This is a genomic window from Salegentibacter profundi (assembly GCF_054121475.1).
The window spans coordinates 1-22,140 of record NZ_JBSYGG010000004.1 but is presented as its reverse complement, the minus strand read 5'-3'; the positions used below and the strand labels follow the sequence as shown (position 1 = coordinate 22,140).

General features: G+C 40.4%; 19 protein-coding genes and 1 pseudogene. 14 read left to right on the top strand and 6 right to left on the bottom strand.

The window, feature by feature from the left end; genetic code table 11:
- Positions 1-162 precede the first annotated feature (162 nt).
- Positions 163-702: a hemerythrin domain-containing protein gene (locus ACW6NC_RS06835; protein WP_457864653.1), complete on the bottom strand. Its 540-nt coding sequence runs from the start codon at positions 700-702 to the stop codon at positions 163-165.
- 180 nt (positions 703-882) lie between these two features.
- Positions 883-1,884, bottom strand: a complete 1,002-nt coding sequence (locus ACW6NC_RS06830; protein WP_457864652.1) for a lipoate--protein ligase — start codon at positions 1,882-1,884, stop codon at positions 883-885.
- A gap of 187 nt (positions 1,885-2,071) precedes the next feature.
- On the opposite strand from ACW6NC_RS06830, the gene ACW6NC_RS06825 reads away from it, so the two are divergent.
- Positions 2,072-2,653 carry a YdeI/OmpD-associated family protein gene (locus ACW6NC_RS06825; RefSeq protein WP_457864650.1) on the top strand — a complete coding sequence of 194 codons (582 nt, stop codon included), beginning with the start codon at positions 2,072-2,074 and terminating at the stop codon, positions 2,651-2,653.
- 94 nt (positions 2,654-2,747) lie between these two features.
- Here ACW6NC_RS06825 and ACW6NC_RS06820 read toward each other — a convergent pair whose 3' ends face one another.
- Together ACW6NC_RS06820 and ACW6NC_RS06815 are read right to left on the bottom strand one after the other, a co-directional pair.
- The gene (locus ACW6NC_RS06820) at positions 2,748-4,493 is read right to left on the bottom strand and encodes a trypsin-like peptidase domain-containing protein (protein WP_457864648.1); all 1,746 of its coding nucleotides are present in this window, start codon (positions 4,491-4,493) and stop codon (positions 2,748-2,750) included.
- Positions 4,494-4,712: 219 nt separating this feature from the next.
- Positions 4,713-5,561 (bottom strand): aldo/keto reductase, encoded by an 849-nt coding sequence (locus tag ACW6NC_RS06815; protein WP_457864646.1) that lies wholly within the window; start codon positions 5,559-5,561, stop codon positions 4,713-4,715.
- Between the two features lie 370 nt (positions 5,562-5,931).
- On the opposite strand from ACW6NC_RS06815, the gene ACW6NC_RS06810 reads away from it, so the two are divergent.
- Positions 5,932-6,492: a hypothetical protein gene (locus ACW6NC_RS06810; protein ID WP_457864645.1), complete on the top strand. Its 561-nt coding sequence runs from the start codon at positions 5,932-5,934 to the stop codon at positions 6,490-6,492.
- Positions 6,493-6,725: 233 nt separating this feature from the next.
- Positions 6,726-7,289, top strand: a complete 564-nt coding sequence (locus ACW6NC_RS06805) for a DUF4494 domain-containing protein (protein ID WP_457864643.1) — start codon at positions 6,726-6,728, stop codon at positions 7,287-7,289.
- 219 nt (positions 7,290-7,508) lie between these two features.
- On the opposite strand, the gene ACW6NC_RS06800 is transcribed toward ACW6NC_RS06805, so the two are convergent.
- Together ACW6NC_RS06800 and ACW6NC_RS06795 are read right to left on the bottom strand one after the other, a co-directional pair.
- Positions 7,509-8,003, bottom strand: a complete 495-nt coding sequence (locus tag ACW6NC_RS06800; RefSeq protein WP_457864641.1) for a hypothetical protein — start codon at positions 8,001-8,003, stop codon at positions 7,509-7,511.
- 466 nt (positions 8,004-8,469) lie between these two features.
- On the bottom strand, positions 8,470-8,916 hold the full coding sequence (locus ACW6NC_RS06795) for a universal stress protein (RefSeq protein WP_457864639.1): 447 nt from the start codon (positions 8,914-8,916) through the stop codon (positions 8,470-8,472).
- A gap of 322 nt (positions 8,917-9,238) precedes the next feature.
- On the opposite strand from ACW6NC_RS06795, the gene ACW6NC_RS06790 reads away from it, so the two are divergent.
- The 11 genes and pseudogenes from ACW6NC_RS06790 to ACW6NC_RS06740 form a co-directional block, all read left to right on the top strand.
- Positions 9,239-10,261: a LacI family DNA-binding transcriptional regulator gene (locus ACW6NC_RS06790; RefSeq protein WP_457864637.1), complete on the top strand. Its 1,023-nt coding sequence runs from the start codon at positions 9,239-9,241 to the stop codon at positions 10,259-10,261.
- Positions 10,262-10,403: 142 nt separating this feature from the next.
- Entirely contained in the window at positions 10,404-11,546 is a 1,143-nt protein-coding gene (locus ACW6NC_RS06785; protein ID WP_457864636.1) for a glycoside hydrolase family 172 protein, read from the top strand.
- A gap of 16 nt (positions 11,547-11,562) precedes the next feature.
- On the top strand, positions 11,563-12,792 hold the full coding sequence (locus ACW6NC_RS06780) for a DUF6786 family protein (RefSeq protein WP_457864634.1): 1,230 nt from the start codon (positions 11,563-11,565) through the stop codon (positions 12,790-12,792).
- Positions 12,793-12,809: 17 nt separating this feature from the next.
- On the top strand, positions 12,810-14,579 hold the full coding sequence (locus ACW6NC_RS06775) for an L-fucose isomerase (RefSeq protein WP_457864632.1): 1,770 nt from the start codon (positions 12,810-12,812) through the stop codon (positions 14,577-14,579).
- A 13-nt stretch (positions 14,580-14,592) separates the two neighbouring features.
- The gene (fucP, locus tag ACW6NC_RS06770) at positions 14,593-15,894 is read left to right on the top strand and encodes an L-fucose:H+ symporter permease (protein ID WP_457864630.1); all 1,302 of its coding nucleotides are present in this window, start codon (positions 14,593-14,595) and stop codon (positions 15,892-15,894) included.
- 24 nt (positions 15,895-15,918) lie between these two features.
- Positions 15,919-17,589, top strand: coding sequence for a ribulokinase (locus tag ACW6NC_RS06765; RefSeq protein ID WP_457864629.1), 1,671 nt, complete (start codon positions 15,919-15,921; stop codon positions 17,587-17,589).
- A gap of 29 nt (positions 17,590-17,618) precedes the next feature.
- A complete protein-coding gene (locus ACW6NC_RS06760) occupies positions 17,619-18,767 on the top strand; it encodes a glycoside hydrolase family 172 protein (RefSeq protein ID WP_457864627.1) in 1,149 nt (382 codons plus the stop codon).
- 5 nt (positions 18,768-18,772) lie between these two features.
- Entirely contained in the window at positions 18,773-19,870 is a 1,098-nt protein-coding gene (locus ACW6NC_RS06755; RefSeq protein WP_457864625.1) for a hypothetical protein, read from the top strand.
- Between the two features lie 83 nt (positions 19,871-19,953).
- Positions 19,954-21,330 (top strand): sulfatase family protein, encoded by a 1,377-nt coding sequence (locus ACW6NC_RS06750; RefSeq protein WP_457864623.1) that lies wholly within the window; start codon positions 19,954-19,956, stop codon positions 21,328-21,330.
- A gap of 61 nt (positions 21,331-21,391) precedes the next feature.
- The gene (gene fsa, locus ACW6NC_RS06745; protein WP_457864622.1) at positions 21,392-22,048 is read left to right on the top strand and encodes a fructose-6-phosphate aldolase; all 657 of its coding nucleotides are present in this window, start codon (positions 21,392-21,394) and stop codon (positions 22,046-22,048) included.
- Between the two features lie 3 nt (positions 22,049-22,051).
- Positions 22,052-22,140: pseudogene (locus ACW6NC_RS06740) on the top strand (transketolase); the annotation flags it as partial.

Here is a 22,140-nt window from a genome sequence, read left to right as displayed (position 1 = left end):
TTTGGGTTTGCTCTAATTCCTAATTTAGCTCTTGCCTGGAATACGGTCAGATTACCGGTCGAGCCACCAGGCGGCCCGACCAATCAGGTTACTTTTTTGGTTAATAGTAATTAATGCTTTTATAAGAACAGGAGGACTGCACCTCCTGTTCTTTTTTTCCTGTCAATGCTCAGGCTTTTTGAGTTTTAAATATTCCCCTATAATTATTACACCTGGAAACAGGATCTCTTCTTCCAGCAAGGAATGCTTTTCGAGGGCTTTATCAAAGCCTGAGAGTTCCGGGTGGTTTTCCTTTTTGGCAGCAGCCATCATGGTGGCCAGGAAATGTTGGATCATCTGGTGCTCCGCCAGCATTACGTCCTGGTTTTCCCTGAATTTTTCTGTAAGCCTGATGATCTTTCCAGCTTCTTCAGGAAGCTTCCCCTTAGCCAGTAGGGGCAGGACCCCAAGGGGAGGTAATACATATTTCTCTTCTTCCTTAAAATGAAACTCCATAATTTGATATAATTCTCTTGCGGCTATCCCTGTACTATCCTCGTACGAAATAATCGGTTGTAGTCTTTCAAGAAAATCATGATGATCCTGTAGGATCAGGGCCGGGGTTTCAGGTGGGACCTTAAACCGCGGAATTTCCGAATCCTTATTCTTTCCACAACCCAAGAGCAGGAAAAGGGCAAGGATGATATGCAGATAAGGCTTCAAGTTTTTTTGTAAAGATAAGGACCATCAAGCGCCGTTAAAATGATAAAGGTCATTAGAGCCACCTGATCATCTGAACCTGTTTGCTATTTATTTAATCGCTCCGATCACAAAAAAATCCCTGGTCGTAATTAGCTTTGGTTTGCCTGGTCTAATATTGCCAGGGGCAGCTTTGATAAGCAATCACTCATCTTCCCCATAAACCAATTCCACAAATTCCAGGTGAGGGATCTCCCCGAAATATTCCTTTAACTGGATATCCTTGAGAAGGGCTGAAATATCCTCTTTTTCGTACCGGGCCCCCACAAGGAGGGATTCCAATTTTTCCACTGGTTCTTTCCCAAAGAAATCCCCGAAGATTTTAAAATCCCTGATATGGCCTTTTTTCACAAAGATTCGCAGATCGACCTCTCCAATCGGGAAACGCTTGCTTCGCTGAATATTGAACTTAGGGGAGCGCCCGTAATTCCAATCCCAGGTATCGTATTTTTCTTCTTTTAACTGATGAACGGCTTTCCATTCTTCGGGGCTAAGGTAATAGCGCTCAAAATCTGCGCTTTCCTCATACAGGCCCTTGAGAAGTCTACTCCTGAAATCATCGATCTTCATCGGACTATTCAGGAATTCAGAGATATTGGCTACCCGGCTGCGCACTGATTTATGTCCTTTGGACTGTATCTTGCTCATCTTTACATTCAGGGCATTTGCAACTTCCCCTAGTTCGGTATCGAGCAGTAATGTGCCGTGGCTTATCATACGTTTCCCCGTAGAGAACTGGGCAGTTCCTGAAATTTTCTTTTCTTCCACCTGGATATCATTGCGACCTTTAAGCTCAGCATCAAGACCCATGCTTTTTAGAACATTGATCACCGGCGCGGTGAATTTCTTAAAGTTGTTCAGGCTTTTAACGTCATGATTGGTAATAAAACTGAAATTGAGGTTCCCGAAGTCATGATAAACAGCACCCCCGCCAGAGACCCGGCGAACCACATGAATGTTGTTTTGCTCGACATACCCCTGATTAATTTCCTCCAGGGTGTTTTGATTGCGTCCTATGATAATGGAAGGCGCATTGATATAGAATAGTAAATAATCAGTGTGAGCACTAAAATTTCTCAAGGCATATTCTTCCAAAGCCAAATTCAGCCTCGGATTGGTCACTCCCTCGTTTTCGATGAAAATCATGGTATCTGGATTTTACACAAATATAATTAATTCCAGCAGGCCCAAATGCCTCAGGGGTTGGAAAAGGCCAGGTTAAAGCTCCGGAGCAAGCCTGAAACAAAAACCTGCATCTATGGATTTTTCTCACCTTCCTTACTTTCTTGAAATTCCTTATTTTTATTCTTAAAACAAAGACCTTTATTCAATTATGAACCCAAAAGTTGGTTTTTTCTTTGAAAAACCGGGAAAATGGCAAAAAGAGTACTTGAGACTCAGGGAGCTCGTGCTGGATTGTGGGCTGACCGAAGAATTAAAATGGGGAGTGCCTTGTTATACTTACCGGGATAAGAATATTGTTTTAATACATGGTTTTAAGGACTATTGTGCCCTTTTATTCCATAAAGGTGCTCTTCTGAAGGATACGGATGGCATGCTGGTTCAGCAAACAGAAAATGTCCAGGCTGCAAGACAGCTCCGGTTTACGGGTATTGAGGAAATTCAAAAAAATGCCGCCGAGATTAAAGCTTATATTCACCAGGCCATTGAAGTCGAGAAAGCAGGTCTTAAAGTGCCTCTTAAAAAGACGAAGGACTACAGCGTCCCTGAAGAATTTCAAAAGAAAATGGAAGAGGATGCCGAATTAAAAGAAGCTTTCCACAAATTAACCCCCGGTCGTCAACGAGGATATCTCCTTCATTTTTCCCAGGCCAAACAGTCTAAGACCCGGATCGCGAGAATTGAAAAATCAGTGCAAAAGATTTTTGCCGGAAAAGGCTGGAATGAGCAGTGACCTCCAGAGGCCTTTTTTTAAAAGCGGTTTTCGCAAAAGATTTTACGGGAAGAACCTATGGATTACCTTCACTAATAAAGGCTTATACAAATCTTTATTTCGTTTTAATCAGCACCACATAATCCGAGAGGAGCCTGATTTTTTCTGTTAGGGTTTTGGTGGTGATGGTATGATCATCAGGTAAAACCAGTGAAGCAGGAAGCACATCTATGAGATTTTTCAGGTAACTCGATTTTATCGCGTAAGATACATTATCGGCAAGATCGGGCCTGATGATCGCTGAATTTATGCCAATTAATTTTCCGTCATAGTCAAATAATGGCCCCCCGCTGTTTCCGGGCTGGATAGGAGTAGTCATTTGATAAGTGGCAATGTCCCCCTGAAAACCGGTTTTGGAACTTATTTTACCATCGGTGAATTTTATTTCCGTACCCATAACTGACAGGGCCATAGGATAACCCAGGGCAAATACATTGGTACCGATATCCGATAATTCAGTTCCAAAGATATAAGGAAGCTCATTAAAAGGGGTAAAGGAACCGTCTTTGATCTTTAAGATCGCGAGATCGTTTTGTCTGTCGCTTTGTACGACCTGGGCTTCATATCGAACCTTCTGCCCATTTCTAATAAATTCAATTTCTATTTCTGAAGCTTCTTTAATGACATGATAGTTGGTGGCCAGATAACCATCCTTACTGACAAAGAACCCGGTGCCGTTTCCTTTCCATCCCGGGGTACTTGAAACAGGTTGTGTATTGGATACCTGGGCTTTCGGGATGTCCTGTCTCACGATCAGGTTTTCAAATAATACCTCTTTATTACCGGTGCTAATAAATCCTGTATTATTGCCACGGAATGAATAAAAATCATCAGAAAACACCACATCGCCATTGATGGAGTAATAAATCTTATCCTCTACTTTTAAGATCTTTAATAGATTTCTTTCAGAGCCCTTATTTATTTTCTCAGATTCGGTCCAGTCCGCAAGTTCCAGATTAATTCCCTTGGTTTCGCCTCCTATCCTGAAATAACCCGTTGCAGTAATGGTAAAGTAATAATAATTATCCCAATCCTTAAATCCCCAAAGCAGTCCATGGCTGTTGTTTTTATCACCTGATTTAAAATCCACGATCGTTTCAATAGAAAAGTTTTCTGACAGGGAGAGCGGAACGTTGACAGTTTGCTGAAAGGTGGTGCCGGAACTGGTCATTTTTAATCCGCTGCCTTCGATTATCCGGCTATTATACTCCTTGCCACTGGTATTAAGGTTCCAGCCGTTTTCATTTTCAGCAGTATAAAATGTGTCATAAAATACCTTCTGGCAATTCTCAAATTCATCGCATTCGGTGAAGAATTTTCCATTCATTACACCATTTGAAAAGGAGAAATTGCGATAGAGCTTACCTGACTCGTAATATAGGTTATAATCTCCATGATATTCCCCGTTTTTATATTGGGCTTCGGTCTTTAAATTCCCATTTTCAAAATAGGTCTTATGACTTAACAGACTTCCCGATTGATCATACAGGCTTTCAAATTGTTTAATGCCATTTTTAAAAAAGCCCCGGCTATACCCGGTAAATACAGATTTTGAATCGTCAGCTTTATCGATATATAGGGCCCCGTCTATTACGGATTGCAATTCCCCGGTAATGAAATAATCCCGGACTTCTCCCACTGGCTTATCCTGGCTGTCGTAGTTTACAATCCTGAAAAACGCTGCCCTGGAGGCCGAGCTGCCAATCCACTGGTTGTCATAATAGATCTTTTCCTGGTTTTGCCCTATTACAGTTCCTGTAATAAGTAAAAGGGAGCACAGCAGTAATAAATTATTTTTCATTCTAAGTTACCGTAGGTGGATTTGGGAATATCCTGATATAATCAGGTAAAGTTAGTAAAAAATTTTAAGGTTTTATTAAGATTTGTCAGCTATAGCAGGGGAAGATATACCTGGTTAATATTGGCTTTCTAATCCATATAAGGATATTTAAATACCAGGAAAGAAAATGGCATTTCGGAGATTTTTAGGGCTTCAAATGGTTTTTTTCTGAAGATGATCTCAAGCTTCAAGCCTGTCTGGCCAAAGGTCAGGCAATTCGCCACTAAAGCCCATTTGTGGAAGCTTATCGATGAGGTGCATTTCTTTATTGGTCAATTCAAAATCAAATAGATCGATATTCTCTTTAATTCTTGTAGGATTGGTGGATTTGGGAATGGCAATGACCCCATGTTGGGTAATCCATCTCAGGCAGACCTGGGCAACGGATCGCTGGTGATTTTGTGCGATTTTACGTAAAACTTCATTGCCAAAAACTTTTCCTCTTGCCAGGGGAGACCAGGACTCAAGCACTATGTGATGGCTCTTACAAAATTCGGTTAACTCCTTTTGCCAGTATCCCGGATGAAATTCTATTTGATTGATTGCCGGCATCACATGGGCTGTTTGAAATAAAGCCTCTAAATGTTTCTGGAAAAAATTACTTACTCCTATAGCTCTTATTTTGCCTTCAGCCTGTAATTCTTCCATGGCCTTCCAGGTCTGGGCATTGGTTTTTTGCCAGTTGTCGTAATTTTTAGCGTTAGCGGGCCAATGGATTAAATACAGGTCAATATAATCCACCTTAAGCCTCTTGAGAGACTTTTCAAATTCCGCTTTAGTAGATTCATACCCCAGATCTTCACGCCATAATTTCGTGCTTAAAAAAATATCTTCCCTGGGAATTCCGCTGGCTGCGATTCCTTTTCCCACCGCATCTTCGTTGCCATATTTTGCCGCGGTATCAATGAGACGGTAGCCATTAGCAATAGCGCAGGAAACTGATTCTACTCCTTCTTTCCCGGTAGCTTTATAGGTTCCGAAACCAATTAACGGTAAGTGTGTCCCATTATTTAAAATAATTTCTTTCATAGGTGTTATTGCATTATGTCCCATGAACTCCTATTGTTCAAAGTATAAGGCCTTGAATCTATAAAAATTTTATTATCTATTGGGGGAATATTTATAAAATGGCCAAATTATACTGAAGAAACCCCACCGGGTTGATTTCTGGTCCTGGGTCCCCCAGGGCTTATCACATATCAGTCCCGACTCCCATGGTAAAGATATTTTCCAGGCTAAAGTTTGAGAAAAGTTTATGCTTCCCTTAGCAATCTTTAGCAGGAATTCTTTCCAACTTAGCCTATTAATCGTAAGCCAAAAGCTACCCCGCATATAAAACGAGGAATAAAAGTTTTATCGCGGTACAGTGATAGGTATACTTATTAAAAACTATTATATCATGAAGAATTTGAGATTAATCATATGGATAGCGGTGCTGGGGATATTAAGTACCTCCGTATACGCCCAGGACAAGTCTAAGAAATGGGAAAACAAAGCTGAAAAGGAAATGGCTAAAGAGGCTAAAAAAGCAGAAAAAGCCAGGGAGAAATATTTCAGGCAGCAGGCTAAGGCTGAAGCGGAGTGGCACCGGGAGCGAATGAAAGAAATGGAAGAATTCGACCGGGAACTAGCCAAGGCAGATGCCGAGCGCATGCGGGAAATGGCCAAAGCAGAACGAGAATTCTATCGCGAAAGAGCCAAAGAAGCAGCGGAATATGAAAGGGAAATGAGAAAGTCGGAAAATGAATATTACCGGGAATTAGCCAAAGAGGAGGCCCAGTGGTTCCGGGAACGTGAGAAAGAAGCTGCAGAACGTGAAAGGGAGATGATGAAAGCTGACTTTGAGTTTGACAGGGAGTATGCTCAAAAAGAGGCCGAGTGGCACCGGGAGCGGGCTCAAAAAGCCGCTGAACGCGAAAAGAAAATGATGGAGATGGAAAGAAAGAGGGATAAGAATTAACGAGGCCTTCTTGAGAATAATTTAATGAGGAATATCCCCGGAACATTTAATTCCGGGGATTTTTATTACACCGCTTTAACCGGATTTTCCGGATTGGAAAATCTTACTCATATGTTTTTTGCTATAGAAAATAATGGTAAAAATGGGGGGATGAAATTTGTGAATATCTCTTTGGTCAATTTCTCTGCAAGGCCTGTTATTAATTCTATTTTTGACCCCCTAAAAAAAATAATATGAGCGTAACTTGGTATGAATGTAAGGTGAAATACAAAAAAACACACGAAACAGGAGAGCAAAAAGTAAGCACTGACACCTATTTGCTGGATGCAGTATCCTTTACAGAGGCGGAAGCAAGGATCACTGAAGAGATGACTGCTTATACCAGTGAAGATTTCCGAATCATGAATATAAAGGTGGCCAATTTTTCAGAAGTTCATCCCTTTGAAAATTCGGACCGGTGGTTTAAATCAAAGGTTTCTTTGGTAGCCCTTGATGAGGAGAGCGGGAAAGAAAAAAAGACTAATATTTATTTACTGGTTCAGGCCAATGATGTGAAAGAGGCTTTTGAGCATACCACTAAAGCCATGGAAGACACCATGGGAGATTATACGATTCCTTCTATTACAGAATCCCCGATTTTGGATGTATTCCCATATTTCACCGGGGAAGAAGAACAACTGGAGAAATTCAATGTCCTGGATGAACCTGACGCTTCAGAAGAAGGAGAAGAGCAAACAAAGGAATCCGATTCTTCAGAAGAGCAGCAGACCGAGGAACCTGCAAATCTCAATGCATAGGTATTTAGTATCGCTAAAGGAAGTGATTTTTAATTTAAGGGTTCGACTTTTATCGTTGAACCCTTTTATATGCCCTAGTCTTATTTTGGAGCAGGCCTGGTAATCTGATCCGGCTAAATGAAATGATCATTTTCTAATTTAAAAACTCCAAAATTCGTTTTTATACCCTATTCCTCGCAGGTTTTACACCTTTCTGGGTTATAGGCCAATGTATTGGGCCTAATTACCATTATTTCTTTCTTTTAAAGTTTGCAATAACTGAGGTAATTCCTTTTTAAAGCTAAGAAGATATAGGGTAAGGAAAATTGCTGCAAAATTTATTTTTAAAAAGAACTGATCTACCGTAAAGGTGAAAGTGATAGGGATACCGCCTAAGTCAAAATTAAACTTGGTCCCGGCTATGCCAATTCCTACGCATTGCAGGGCAAAGAATATCAGTAAAATCCAATAAGCTTTCAGAGACCCCTTTAATAATCTCAAATTTACTTCAAGCATTAAATAACTTGTTGCAATGAGAATGATCGGAATCAGAATTATCAGGCTTACCGATATTAATTCCAATTGATCTAAGGGCAAAAAATAAACCCCGATTAACATTCCGGCTAACCCAAAAAACAAAGTCAACCAAAAACTTATAAGGTTGTATAAGGTGACCACTCTAAGTTTATGTGGACCTTTCTTAGAAAGTTTATTTAATAAGGAAATGCTATTCATAATTACAGACTTTTTAGCTTATGAACTTTGAATGTTTTCTTCCTCATTAAATTGTAATATAATTACTAAAAGGCTCGTGTAGCATAAGATCCGAGATATGGGATGAAGACTAAACCAGAGCTTAGGTAAAGCTATAAAATTTTCTTAAAATTTTAAGAGTTTTGCGATAGGAATTAAAAAAACAGCCAAAGCTGGAGGCCTTTGATCTGTAGACCAGATAGGCTAAAAAGTATTCAAGCAAGAAAAGTTCTGGATAATTTTGTATTCCGATAGGGAATCAGGTTAAAACAAGAATGATTCACATCCAGCTTCAAAAGATGAGGGTGACCAGAAAATTATGCAGGGGCTTTTGAGTGGAATGAGCTTAGCTTCCAATATGGAGCCGTTTCTTTTGGGGTATCAGATGTCATAGAAACTTTCTGGGGCTTAGTTTTCTAATAACCTAATATCCCTTCATAGTGAACTTTTAGGCTTTAGTTAAAGGTACAGCCAGTAAAGGAATATTTAGTTCATCGACAAGGTCCTTCTTTTTATTGGCAGTAAACAGGCTGTAAAGAAAATTCTTTTTCCTGTGACCGGCCACAACAAGGTCGATATTATGTGTTTGTGTTATATTGCGAAGAGATTTGATGACCGGTCCTTCGATTAATAATCCTTCTGCTTCCACCTCATTTTCTTTAGTAAGATCATCCACCCACTCTTGGATAGTCGCAGCTTCTTCTTTGCGCTTTTTTGATCTCTTGTCATAAATATACTGGGGACCGGCTTCCCTGGCAAGAAAATCATCCGGATCGGGTTGTGTTACATGGATGATCCAGAGCTTAGCTTTCGAAAGCTTTGCTATCTGCACTGCTTGATCTATTAATTGTCCTGCTTCTTTCTTCCGGTCAATGGCCACTAGTATATTTTTCATAAAGCATTGGTTTAATGAAACTTAAACTTATAAAAAATAATAGACTTTCTTAAGCTCTTGCACAAAGGGGAAATTAAGTTTTTAGTCCAGGGGATCATCCATTCTGGTGGCACGAGAGTAATTCCAAGAAAAGCATTGTGAATCGAAGTTGGGAATTTATTTAATCAATAATAAATATCGCCTCTTTATAAAGATGTTCTTTTTTCGAGGCAATTTTTTTGACAAGATCATAAAATCCTATAGTTTAAATCATTTTTAGGATGGTTGATAAAGATTTTTTTTCGAAATTGCAGGGTTATTTCACTTGTTTAAACGATTAATTATGAAGAAAAGCAACGTTTCTCTTAAAGATATTGCTAAAAAAGTAGGGGTTTCGACTGCCACGGTATCTTATGTACTATCCAAGGATAAAAGCAGTAAAATCAGTGAGGCGGTTTCTGAAAAAGTAAAAAAAGCAGCAAAAGAACTTAATTATCAACCTAATCAGATAGCAAAAAGCCTTAAAATGGGGAAAACATTTACTATTGGCCTTATAGTGGCTGATATTTCCAACCCGTTTTTTGCCCATATAGCCAGAATTATCGAGGACGAGGCTGCTAAGCTTGATTATACGGTCATTTTTGGGAGTTCTGATGAAAGAGCTGAAAAATCATTGCAATTGATGCGTTTTTTATCCAACCGACAAGTGGATGGTTTTATAATTGCTCCTACAGAGGGTTCTGAGGAACAGATTAATTATTTGAAAGAACACAATATTCCATTTGTTTTAATTGATAGAAACTTTCCTTCAATCCCTTCTAATTTTGTTGGGATAAACAATTATAAAGCAGCTCATAGGGCAGTTACCCAATTGATAAATTCGGGTAACGAAAAAATAGGAATTCTCGCCTATTCAACTTCATTAAATCACATGAAACAGCGGGTTGCTGGATATAGAGGTGCTTTAGAGGACCAGGGTATCCCTATCAATGAGAAATGGATTAAGGAGATAGATTTTTCTCAAGCAAAAGACCAGGTGACTTCTGCAATTAATGAAATGCTAATGGGACGGGAAAGGGTTAAGGCTATTTTCTTTGCCACCAATACCCTGGCTGTACAAGGTTTGAAATATATTGATGAACTAAATTATAAAGTACCTAAAGATGTTGCCATTATAAGTTTTGACGAAGGTGAAGCCTTTGATTTTTATTATTGTCCGCTTTCTCATATTAAGCAACCTTTAAAAGAGATGGGGGAAAAAGCTGTAAAACTGCTTATTAAAAATATAGATGAACCTGATATGCCTCATGAGGAGATTTGTCTGGACGAGGAACTAGTAATCCGGAAATCTTGTAATAGGGAGTAGTTTAAACTGGGATTTTTTTATGATAGTAAGTTAGGTTTACCTAATAAAAAACAAAATTTCTATGATTTTCTTTTTTATTTAATCGATTAAACATATATTTGAATTAACATAATTTTGTAGTTTAATCGATTAAAAATTAATCATGAGTAAATCCTTATTATATTCTTTTTTATTTTCTATTCTTTCCTTGTCGGGTTATAGTCAGGAGGAAAAGTTCAATGGTGTAAATCTTAATTTAGGTAATATCTTTCGCGTTTCTGATGCAGAAACACGTTCGATTAGTCCTGAGAACTTCACTGGGGAACCTGGAAAAGCAGCGATGGCCAAGGAGGGTACCGGAAGTCATGCAGCCAGGGAACTTGGCCAAGGTTGGAAAGTAAGCCCATCGGTAAAAATCCAGCCAGGGGAGACCTATACAATGGCAGAGGTTTCGGATCAGGGAGTAATCCAACATATGTGGATGACACCTACAGGAAACTGGCGACATACTATTTTACGTATATATTGGGATGGTGAAGAGGAGCCCTCAGTGGAAGTGCCTGTCGGAGATTTTTTCGGGATGGGCTGGGGAGAGTATGCTCCTTTAAATTCACAACCGATAACGGTTAATCCGGGAAGTGCTTTCAATTCTTTTTGGCCAATGCCATTTAGAAAAAAGTTCAAAATTACCATGGAGAACATAAGCGCACGAGAAATGACTTTATATTATCAAATTGATTATGCGCTAACCGAGGTCCCTTCTGATGCGGCTTATTTCCATGCGCAGTTTCGTAGAAGTAACCCTACGGAAGGGGCGATCCACACCTTAGTTGATGGAATTAAAGGAAAAGGACATTATGTGGGAACTTATATGGCTTGGCAGGTAAACAACCGGGGCTGGTGGGGTGAAGGAGAAATAAAATTTTATATGGATGGTGATGACCAATTCCCTACTATAGCAGGAACAGGGACTGAAGACTACTTCCTGGGTTCTTATAATTTTGAAAACAAAAAAAAGCGGGAGTACGAAAGATATTCTACACCATTTGCTGGTTTACATCAAATTATCAAACCGGATGGCTTGTATAATTCTCAGCAACGCTTTGGATTATACCGTTGGCACATTCAGGACCCTATTAGATTTGAAGAGGACTTAAAAGTGACTATTCAGGATTTGGGTTGGAGAAGCGGTCATCGGTATTTACAACAAAAATCGGATATTAGTTCTGTAGTATATTGGTATCAGCTTGAACCTCATGCTCCTTTTCCGGCTCTCCCTTCTAAAAATGATTTAGAAGTCAATTAAGAAAACTAAAGTGATTATGAAATTTCAATCAATAATTTTTTTGGCTATAACGATTTCGATTATCGCATGCGGCCAGCAAAACAAAAGGGAAAATAAAACAATGGAAAAAGAAACCTTCGAGAAGGGAAGTTTTGGTTTTGATGCCGAATTTTTAAAAGAGAAAGATGAAAAGCTTATCGTCCTGGAACAGGGGGAAAGTCGTGTTATTGTCTCACCAAAATATCAGGCAAAGGTTTTTACTTCTTCTGCCGCTGGTGAAAAAGGAAGGAGTTTTGGGTGGATTAATTATCAGGCCTTTGATGGCGAAGAAGATCCGCATATGAATGCTTATGGAGGGGAGAACAGGTTCTGGCTGGGGCCGGAAGGAAATGAGTTTTCACTCTTTTTTAAGCCCGAAACAGAAATGGTCTTTGAGAATTGGAAAACTCCAGCTCCTATCGATACCGAGGCCTGGGAAGTAGGCGATACAACTGATAAGAAAGTTAGCATGCATAAAGACATGTCCTTGCTTAACTACGCTGGTACCCAGTTAAATATGAAAGCATTCCGGGAAATTGAAATTTTGGATAAACAGCAAATTGACTCCCTTTTAGGAGTGAATTCAGCAACGGTGAAAACGGTAGGTTTTAAGACCCATAATACTATTTCAAATACTGGAGATTTTGCCTGGACAAAAGAGACCGGTGCACCCTGCATTTGGATACTGGATATGTTCACACCATCAGAGGAAACGGTAATTTATATACCTTATAAGGAAAATGCTCAAGGAAAGGTGGTGACCACTGATTATTTTGGGGAAATTCCTGAAGACCGAATAAATTATTCCGATGGTCAATTATTCTTTAAGGCCGATGGAAATTCCAGGGGTAAACTCGGAATCCCTCCTCAACGAGCAGAAACCGTGGCCGGGAGCTACGATCCACTTAATAAGATTCTTACTATTACTACCTTTTCGGTGGATAACAAGGCTATTTACCTTAATCAGGAATGGTCCACCGATAAAGATCCACTTAAAGGAGATGCGGTAAACGCTTATAATGATGGGCCGCTTGAGGATGGCTCACAAATGGGGCCTTTCTATGAAATCGAAAGTGTTTCCCCTGCGGCATTCCTTGAACCGGGAGAAGAACTAACCCATAAGCATAATGTGTTTCATTTTACAGGAGAGGAAAAGGAGCTGGAAAAGATATCAGAAAAGGTTTTAGGAGTAAGCCTGAATACCATTAAAACTGCCTTTAATAATTAATAGAAAATAAACAAAGTATGGTAATTAAAAAATATCCGAAAATTGGGATTCGGCCCATTATAGACGGTAGACTTGGCGGGGTACGCGAGTCTTTGGAAGAAAAAACAATGAAAATGGCCAAAACGGTGGCTGAGTTATTTCAAAAGGAACTTAAGTATCCCGATGGACATTCTTATGAATGTGTTATAGCCGACTCCTGTATTGGTGGCGTGAAGGAAGCTTTGGATTGCGATGAGAAATTTAAATCAGAGAATGTTGGGGTATCCCTTTCTGTAACTCCTTGCTGGGCTTATGGTACCGAAACCATGGATTTCGATCCGCATATTCCTAAAGCCATTTGGGGATTTAATGGTACAGAGAGACCTGGTGGAGTTTATCTAATGGCAACCCTGGCGGCTCATAACCAGAAAGGACTTCCTGTATTTAGCATTTATGGCCATGATGTGCAAGACCTCGATGATGATAGTATCACCGGGGATGTGAAGGATAAACTACTGGGATTTGCTAAAGCTGGAATGGCCGTAGCTTTAATGCGTGGTCAGTCTTATTTGGCTATCGGGAGTGTATCTATGGGGATTGCGGGTTCAGCAGTTGATCCTGATTTTTTCCAGGAATTTCTAGGTATGCGTAATGAATATGTGGATTCTACCGAAGTGCTCAGAAGAATAGAACAAGGTATTTATGATAAAGATGAATTTGAAAAAGCTTTAGCCTGGACCAAGGAAAACTGCAAGGAGGGCACCGATTTTAATGAAAAGGAAAAGCAGCGCTCCAGAGCACAAAAAGATAAAGATTGGGAATTCGTTGTGAAGATGACCCTTATTATACGTGATCTGATGCAGGGAAATCCCAAACTCGAAGATATGGGGTATGGAGAGGAAGCCCAGGGGCATGAAGCCATAGTATCAGGTTTTCAGGGACAAAGACAGTGGACTGATTTCTTGCCAAATGGTGATTTTTCCGAAGCTATCTTAAACTCTTCATTCGATTGGAATGGAATACGTTCTCCATATATGGTGGCTACAGAAAACGATGCCTTGAATGGGGTATCCATGTTATTCAATCATTTACTTACCAATACGGCACAAATATTCGCTGATGTTAGGACTTACTGGAGTCCTGAGGCCGTTGAAAGAGTCACTGGCTGGAAACCGGAGGGTCAGGCTGAGAATGGCTTTATTCATTTACTTAATTCAGGTTCTGCCACCCTTGATGGCACAGGAAATCAAATGCAAGAAGGGAAGCCAGTGATGAAACCTCATTGGGAAATTACTGGAAAAGAGGTACAGGATTCTCTGGATGCCACGACCTGGTATCCTGCAAGTCTTGGATATTTTCGTGGCGGAGGATATTCCTCGGGCTTTTTAACAAGAGGCGGTATGCCGGTAACTATGTGTAGAATTAATTTGGTGAAAGGAATAGGCCCAACCCTTCAAATCGCCGAGGGATGGACAATAGATTTACCTGGAAAGGTTCATCAGACCCTCAATGAAAGAACAGATCAGACCTGGCCTACGACATGGTTTGTCCCTAGGTTTACCGATGATGTAGCTTTTTCTGATGTTTACTCGGTGATGAATAATTGGGGTTCCAATCATGCAGCGATTAGTTATGGCCATATCGGCAAAGACCTTATCACATTAGCTTCCATGCTCCGAATTCCTGTATGTATGCATAATGTTGAACCTGGTAGTATCTTCCGGCCTGCAGCATGGAATTCCTTTGGAATGAATAAAGAAGGCTCTGATTACAGGGCATGCGAGAATTATGGAGCATTATACAAATAGAAACCAATAACCAATGAATAGTAAAGCATCAAAAGTTTCACTGATACGACCGGGAAATAAATGGCCATTTATTTTGGTTACCAGTCTATTCTTTTTGTGGGGATTAGCCAATAATATGACTGATACTCTGTTAGCCGCATTTAAGCGTATTATGAGTATGTCGGACTTTCAAACCTCCTGGATTCAGTTAGCCTTTTATGGATCGTATTTCCTGCTGGCACTACCAGCAGCTATGCTTATAAAGCGATACACTTATAAATCTGGAGTGTTGGTCGGATTAGGGTTGTTTATTATTGGTGCTTTGCTTTTTTATCCGGCAAGTGTTACCATGGTCTATGGGCACTTTTTAGCAGCCCTTTTTATTCTGGCCGGTGGCCTATCTATTTTAGAAACCGCAGCAAATCCTTATATCATTGCGATGGGGCCCGATGAATCGGGCACACGTAGATTGAATTTAGCACAATCCTTTAACCCGATAGGTTCTATAACGGGGGTTTTATTAAGCAAGATCTTTATTCTTTCTAATTTAAATCTTTCCAGTGCCGAAGAACGTGCAGGAATGTCCCCAGAGGCATTACAGTCCATTCAATCGGAAGAACTTTCTTCAGTGATGGGAACATATGTAGGGATAGCAGGAGTTTTGCTGATAATCTGGCTTCTGGTGAAATTCAGCAAAATGCCCAAAGCCTCTGAACCCTATAGTAAAATGGAGTTGCTGCCCAGTATTAGAAGACTAGTGAAGAATACGAATTACCGATGGGCGGTAATAGCGCAATTCTTTTACATGGGAGCCCAGATAGGAGTTTGGTCCTATAGTATACGATATGTCATGCTCGAGCTGGGTCTGAATGAAGATAATGCTTCCAGCTATTACCTGGGATCGCTCGTCCTGTTTTCAGTATCCAGGTTTATCTTCACCGGATTAATGAAATTTTTTAGTGCCAGGCATTTACTTTTAATTAGTGCCATTGGTGGAGGAATAAGTACTCTTCTGGTTATTTATGGAAATGGGTATGCTGGCGTCATTGCCTTGGTAGTGATCTCCGGGTTTATGTCGCTGATGTTTCCAACCATTTATGGGCTAGGAATGCGCAGATTGGGTAAAGATACTAAAATAGGGGGGTCCGGATTGATAATGGCCATCCTGGGAGGAGCAGTTTTAACTGCTGTGCAGGGGCAGGTTTCCGATTTAACGGGGAGTGTGCATTTGTCTTTCTATGTTCCCCTTTTCTGTTTTGCCGTAGTTGCTTTCTATGCACTTATCCAAAAAAAGATTCAACCTACCAGTCTAAAAAATTCTGCGGTGGCAGGTTAGTTAGTTTAAATAAGATAGCATTATATGAAAAATAAAGATTTTGTAATTGGGGTGGATTTTGGTACCGGGTCGGTTCGTTCCTTGATTATGGATGCACATTCAGGGCAAGAGTTGGCCGCCTCAGAATTTCTCTATCCTAGATGGAGGGAGGGAAGGTTCTGTGAACCTTCTGAAAACCAATTTCGCCAGCACCCCCTGGATCATATCGAAGGCCTGGAATACGTAGTGAAGGATATGCTGACACAAGTCGATCAGGAAGTAAGGAATAATATTCGAGCGCTCTCGGTCGATACCACGGGTTCTACTCCGATTCCCGTAGATGAAAAGGGAATTCCTCTTTCATTAAAACCTGGATTTGAGGAAAATCCCAATGCGATGTTCTTTCTATGGAAAGATCACTCTGCTGTTAAGGAAGCTGAGGAAATCAATACCCATGCACTTGATTTTGAAACTAATTACTTAAAATATTCAGGAGGCATCTATTCTTCTGAATGGTATTGGGCCAAATTGCTGTATGTTCTACGAACCGATGATGCCATACGAAATGCCTGTCATTCCTGGGTAGAGCATTGTGACTGGATTCCCTTCTTACTCACTGGGGAAGAAGATATTTCCAAGATGAAAAGAAATGTTTGTGCGGCCGGACATAAAGCACTCTGGGCAGAAGAATTTGGAGGATATCCACCGGAAGAATTTTTCTCAGGGCTGGATCCGGTGCTAGAAGGCTTCAGAACCCAATTACCTGACAGGACTTTTACATCCGATAAGGCAGCAGGTACTATAAGTACGCAGTGGGCTAAAAAGCTGGGACTATCTACCGAGGTTATGGTGGGCATTGGTGCCCTTGATGCTCATATAGGCGCCGTGGGAGGCCAAATAGTACCATATTACATGAGTAAAGTCATGGGAACATCAACCTGTGATATGTTAGTGGCTCCGTCCGATGAGATGAAAGGACATTTGGTAAAAGGTATTTCCGGCCAGGTGGAAGGCTCAATTATACCCGGAATGTTGGGAATGGAAGCCGGGCAGTCTGCCTTCGGCGATATTTATGCCTGGTTCAGGGATATCTTATCCTGGCCCCTTAAAAATATATTAGCTGATTCAACAGTAATTGATGGGACTGCCTCCGAGAAGCTTTTGCAGGAACTAAGATCAAAAATTATCCCTGAGCTAAGCAAACAGGCCGATAAGCTTCCCCTGGAAAAGGATTCAGAATTGGCTGTAGACTGGTTAAATGGCAGAAGAACGCCGGATGCCAATCAGTTTTTAAAAGGAGCTATTCATGGACTTAGCCTTGGTAGTGATGCCCCACGAATTTTCCGAAGCCTTGTGGAATCAACCTGTTTTGGCTCACGAAGAATCATCGAACGTTTTAAAGAAGAAGGGGTCAGGGTGGAAGGAATCATCGGAGTAGGCGGAGTGGCCAAAAAGTCACCATTTGTGATGCAAATGATGGCTGATATACTGGGCATGCCGATTAAAGTTCATAAATCGGAACAAACTTGTGCGCTAGGAGCTTCGATGTTCGCCGCCACAGTAGCCGGAATCTATCCCAAGGTGGATGATGCCATGCAACAGATGGGACAGGGATTTGAAAGAGCATATTTCCCTGATAAAAGCAAAAGTGAGATTTATAATCACAGGTATGAAAAATACAAAGCTTTATGTGGCTTTATTGAAAATAACAATTAATAAACTGAATTAAATTAAAACTAACAATTATGAAAAAAGTCATTTTGAATTTCTTGCTCTTATTTACGGCAAGTGTTCTTGCCCAAACTCCTGGGGAGAAAGAAATTTATGAAGTAAGAAATTATTCTTCTGAGAGAATATCCAGTTATGACCGTACCGGTGCCAATGATGATGGTAACTGGGCTAATAAGATTAAACCTGGAGAAACGCGTACTATAGGTGATGTGGAAGGCCCAGGTATCTTCAAGCATATCTGGATGACTATTGCCACTGGTGAACCCAACCATTTAAAGAAGATTGTGCTTCGTATGTATTGGGACGGGGAGGACTCCCCTAGTGTAGAAGCTCCTATCGGTGATTTTTTCGGTTTAGGTTTAGGAAAGTATTTTTTGTATGAATCCAAATATTTATCCGTTGGATCCCAAAAGGCTTTAAATGCCAATTTCCCAATGCCTTTTAAAGAATCTGCCAAGGTAACCATAACCAATGAGGGAAATCAGGCCATTGGTGCTTTTTATTATAATATCGATTGGGAAAAGCATGAATCCCTTCCGGAAAATATCGCATATTTTCATGCGCAGTATCGCCAGGCCGAGCCCACAGATGGTTGGACAACTGACTGGAATCGCAACGGGGAAGAAAAAATTAATACCAAAACGAATCCCGATGGAGAAGGTAACTATGTGATTATGGAAGCAACAGGCAAAGGCCATTTTATAGGAGTTACCCATAGCCTTATTCAGAACCAGGGAGACTGGTGGGGAGAAGGTGATGAGATGATCTATATCGATGGCGAGGCTGAACCGACAATTAACGGTACAGGAGCCGAAGATTACTACCTGGGTGCCTGGTGTTATGGAGGATGTGGAATCAATCCATTTGGTCACCAAAAGCCAACTTTCGCTTATTCAGAATACGGAAACCCTCTCAATGGCGGCGATGACCGCGGAGCAGAATGGATGGTGTATCGATTCCATTCAGAGTCTCCTGTAGTATTCAATGAATCGATTAAGATGACCATAGAGCATGGTCATGCCAATCACAGGTCTGACAACTATTACACGGTGGGTTACTGGTATCAGGTAGAACCTCATGCAGAATTCCCTCCTTTACCGGCCGTACAAGATCGTATACCAAAGCTTCAGAATACCGAAGGACCAACAAGAGGAAAAAATTAAAAATCATGTTAGCCTTTGTGAATTACCAAAAGAGAATATGCCTTGTCTTAAGGCTGGGCATAGTCTTTTTTTTGGGGAATACCTATGCCCAGAATACCACAGGTAATCAATGGATAAGACCGGATGACAGGTATGATGAAGCGGTATGGGGAATAGAAGAGGGCATTGTGATAGGTTTATGGCCTTCGCCTATTGAAATAGGAAAAAATAGCACAGGAGGGCCAAGGGGATTATTTCGAATAGGATATTCAATCCAGGGCAAGGTATATCATATTAATTATATAGCAGTGGAGCCCGTTGTTGATGGGGAAATGGAATTCAGTGAAATCTCGCCCTCAACGATAGATGGAGCCTGGGGAAAGCTTATGTGGGCCGGGGAAGATGAAAGGCCCGGATCTTTCTTTCCTTCAGCTATCACCAGGGGGAAAATCACTAATCCAGACCCTTCGCGTCCGGAAGTAGAAGAGCTGTCCCTGTTTGTGTATATGGAAAAGTTTAAAAATGGTGCACATCCATATTTAAAAATAAGTATAAGAAGTGATCGTCCTGAAGAAATTGGTTTTGAAATATTCCATCAAAAGGGAAGTGCCGAAATGGATCGTTGTGTACTCACTGCCACCATGGGTAACTATGCTCGGCTTCGAAAACTTCATCTGAAAGATGGAACCAAAGATTCCAATGAATTATATAAAGGGTATAATGATATCCATTTTATAGAAAAAGAGGAGTATCCGATAACAAAGCTTGCACGCAATAGCAATGGCGATTTTATAGCAGTGGCAGAAACGGATGAATCCTTCACACAGCTGGCATCCTGGCCACAAACTGCGGAGTATTTTGAGCAAAAAAACTGGCGTTATCGTCCTTATTTTAAGCTTGTTCAATATTGGAGAAAAGAGGCAGAACATGCTGATGAATCTCTATCGGTACGAGTAAATGGGAGAGCTACTTACTGGGCTGGAGGTAGTAACAATAAAAAAGACTATATAGCAATTCCAGGAGGTCCGGCATTTGAAAATTTTGAAATGAGGGAAAATTATCAATCAGGACAGAAGTTTTATTTCGGGATAAGTCGGAAAACAGGTGAATCTTTGTTGAAGTGAAAAATACTTGATAAGGTTAATAAATTAAAATAGGCTAATATGCTATTCTTTGAAGGTAGCAGGCCATAATAAATTTTGAAAAAATGAATTATAAACTACTTTTACTCTTAGGTTCGCTGTATCTGTTTAGTGCCCTGAATATTGCCAAGGCTCAAGAAAAAGAGAAGCCTAATATTGTAGTAATATTCGCCGATGATTTGGGCTATGGAGATTTAAGTTCCTATGGTCATCCAGTTATCCAAACTCCGAAAATTGATAAGATGGCTGATGAAGGGATGCGATTAACCTCTTTTTATGTTGCTGCTTCAACCTGTACACCTTCTAGGGCAGCATTACTTACTGGAAGATATCCCTTACGCACCGGTTTACCTCATGTAATATTCCCAGAATCTGAAAAAGGTTTACCCGCCTCAGAAATCACAATGGCTGAGGCTCTGAAAAATACGGGGTACCGTACAATGGCTGTGGGAAAATGGCATTTGGGACAATCCAAAGAGGAGTTTTGGCCAACGGAACAGGGTTTTGATAAATATTACGGCTTAATTACCAGTAACGATATGAGACCCCCATGGGTAGATACTGATGTTCCATTGCATTTATACCGGGGAAAAGAGCCAGTTGAGGAATATCCTGTGGATCAAACCACACTAACCAAGCGCTATACCGCTGAAGCTGTAAAATTTATTGAGGAATCTAAAGATGAACCATTTTTCTTGTATTTACCACATAACATGCCTCATGTTCCACTTTTTGCCTCTGAAAATTTTAAGGATAAATCAGCAGGAGGGTTGTATGGAGATGTGATAGAGGAACTGGATTGGAGTGTAGGAGAAATATTAAAGGCTCTGGAGGACAATGATTTGGATGAGAATACTATCGTGATTTTTACAAGTGATAATGGACCTTGGGATCTTCCAGATAGAATCTTTGTAGATGATATTGTTAAGCCTTGGGATGGTGGCTCTTCTGGATTACTTAAAGGAGGAAAAACAAATACATATGAAGGTGGGCTCAGGGTTCCATTTGTAATCAGGTGGCCTGAAAAAATACCTGCAAACAAAGTATCATTACAATTGGCTACAAGTCTGGATCTTTTTAGTACGTTGATACAACTAGCAGGAGGTGAGGTGCCACAAGACCGGCAAATTGACGGAGAAAATATTCTACCGATCTTTCTTGGAGATACTGCTTTTAAAAAGAAGAAGGATTTCTATTATTTCGAAGGAGAGTTTATGGAAGCTATAAGGTCTGGTGACTGGAAATTACGGATTGCACCATTTAAAATTCAGGCTCAGGGAAAAAAGGTAAGAAATGAGCCTTCATATGAATTATATAACCTCAGTTTAGATCCTTCGGAACATTATAACCGTGCATCAGAGTTTCCTGAAATCGTGGCAGAATTGAAACAAAAAATGCTCGACTTTAAAATTGAAGGAGTTAGAAAGAGGTTCAAGGATTAAAGAAGGGACAGCCCAACTTTTTTTCCTTTTAAAAAAATAGGTTCTAATTAAAAATAATATAATGAAGTTTTTTATTGATACAGCAAATTTAGATCAGATAAAGGAAGCTCAGGATCTGGGCGTTTTAGATGGCGTCACCACTAATCCATCCTTAATGGCAAAGGAAGGAATTACCGGGAAGGATAAAATTCTTCAGCATTACCTGGATATTTGCAAAATAGTAGACGGCGATGTCTCTGCAGAAGTTGTAGCCACAGATTTTGATGGTATTGTACGCGAAGGAGAAGAACTCGCAAAACTGGATGACCAAATTATTGTAAAAGTTCCTATGATTAAGGAAGGTGTAAAGGCCATAAAATATTTTTCAGATAAAGGAATAAAGACCAATTGCACCTTGGTATTCTCAGCCGGACAGGCGCTTTTGGCCGCAAAAGCCGGGGCTAATTACGTTTCACCATTTTTAGGTAGGCTGGATGATATTTCTACAGATGGGTTAAATCTCATAGCAGAGACCCGACTAATTTTTGATAACTATGGTTTTGAGACTGAAATTCTTGCCGCTTCCATACGGCATACCATGCACGTTGTGAATTGCGCGAAATTAGGCGCTGATGTAATGACTGGCCCGCTTTCTTCTATAGATGGTTTATTGAGACATCCCCTTACAGACAGTGGTCTTGCTAAATTTTTAGCGGATGCCAAATCCTTTAATGACTGATATATGGAACTCAAAGAATTAAAAGACTTTGCCACGCAGGTGCGCAGGGATATTTTAAGACAGGTACACAAGGTTAATTCGGGACACCCCGG

Coding starts and splice junctions, on each gene's coding strand:
- ACW6NC_RS06830 (WP_457864652.1), bottom strand. CDS start 1,884: ATGATTTTCATCGAAAACGAGGGAGTGACCAATCCGAGGCTGAATTTG.
- ACW6NC_RS06825 (WP_457864650.1), top strand. CDS start 2,072: ATGAACCCAAAAGTTGGTTTTTTCTTTGAAAAACCGGGAAAATGGCAA.
- ACW6NC_RS06820 (WP_457864648.1), bottom strand. CDS start 4,493: ATGAAAAATAATTTATTACTGCTGTGCTCCCTTTTACTTATTACAGGA.
- ACW6NC_RS06815 (WP_457864646.1), bottom strand. CDS start 5,561: ATGAAAGAAATTATTTTAAATAATGGGACACACTTACCGTTAATTGGT.
- ACW6NC_RS06810 (WP_457864645.1), top strand. CDS start 5,932: ATGAAGAATTTGAGATTAATCATATGGATAGCGGTGCTGGGGATATTA.
- ACW6NC_RS06805 (WP_457864643.1), top strand. CDS start 6,726: ATGAGCGTAACTTGGTATGAATGTAAGGTGAAATACAAAAAAACACAC.
- ACW6NC_RS06800 (WP_457864641.1), bottom strand. CDS start 8,003: ATGAATAGCATTTCCTTATTAAATAAACTTTCTAAGAAAGGTCCACAT.
- ACW6NC_RS06795 (WP_457864639.1), bottom strand. CDS start 8,916: ATGAAAAATATACTAGTGGCCATTGACCGGAAGAAAGAAGCAGGACAA.
- ACW6NC_RS06790 (WP_457864637.1), top strand. CDS start 9,239: ATGAAGAAAAGCAACGTTTCTCTTAAAGATATTGCTAAAAAAGTAGGG.
- ACW6NC_RS06785 (WP_457864636.1), top strand. CDS start 10,404: ATGAGTAAATCCTTATTATATTCTTTTTTATTTTCTATTCTTTCCTTG.
- ACW6NC_RS06780 (WP_457864634.1), top strand. CDS start 11,563: ATGAAATTTCAATCAATAATTTTTTTGGCTATAACGATTTCGATTATC.
- ACW6NC_RS06775 (WP_457864632.1), top strand. CDS start 12,810: ATGGTAATTAAAAAATATCCGAAAATTGGGATTCGGCCCATTATAGAC.
- fucP (WP_457864630.1), top strand. CDS start 14,593: ATGAATAGTAAAGCATCAAAAGTTTCACTGATACGACCGGGAAATAAA.
- ACW6NC_RS06765 (WP_457864629.1), top strand. CDS start 15,919: ATGAAAAATAAAGATTTTGTAATTGGGGTGGATTTTGGTACCGGGTCG.
- ACW6NC_RS06760 (WP_457864627.1), top strand. CDS start 17,619: ATGAAAAAAGTCATTTTGAATTTCTTGCTCTTATTTACGGCAAGTGTT.
- ACW6NC_RS06755 (WP_457864625.1), top strand. CDS start 18,773: ATGTTAGCCTTTGTGAATTACCAAAAGAGAATATGCCTTGTCTTAAGG.
- ACW6NC_RS06750 (WP_457864623.1), top strand. CDS start 19,954: ATGAATTATAAACTACTTTTACTCTTAGGTTCGCTGTATCTGTTTAGT.
- fsa (WP_457864622.1), top strand. CDS start 21,392: ATGAAGTTTTTTATTGATACAGCAAATTTAGATCAGATAAAGGAAGCT.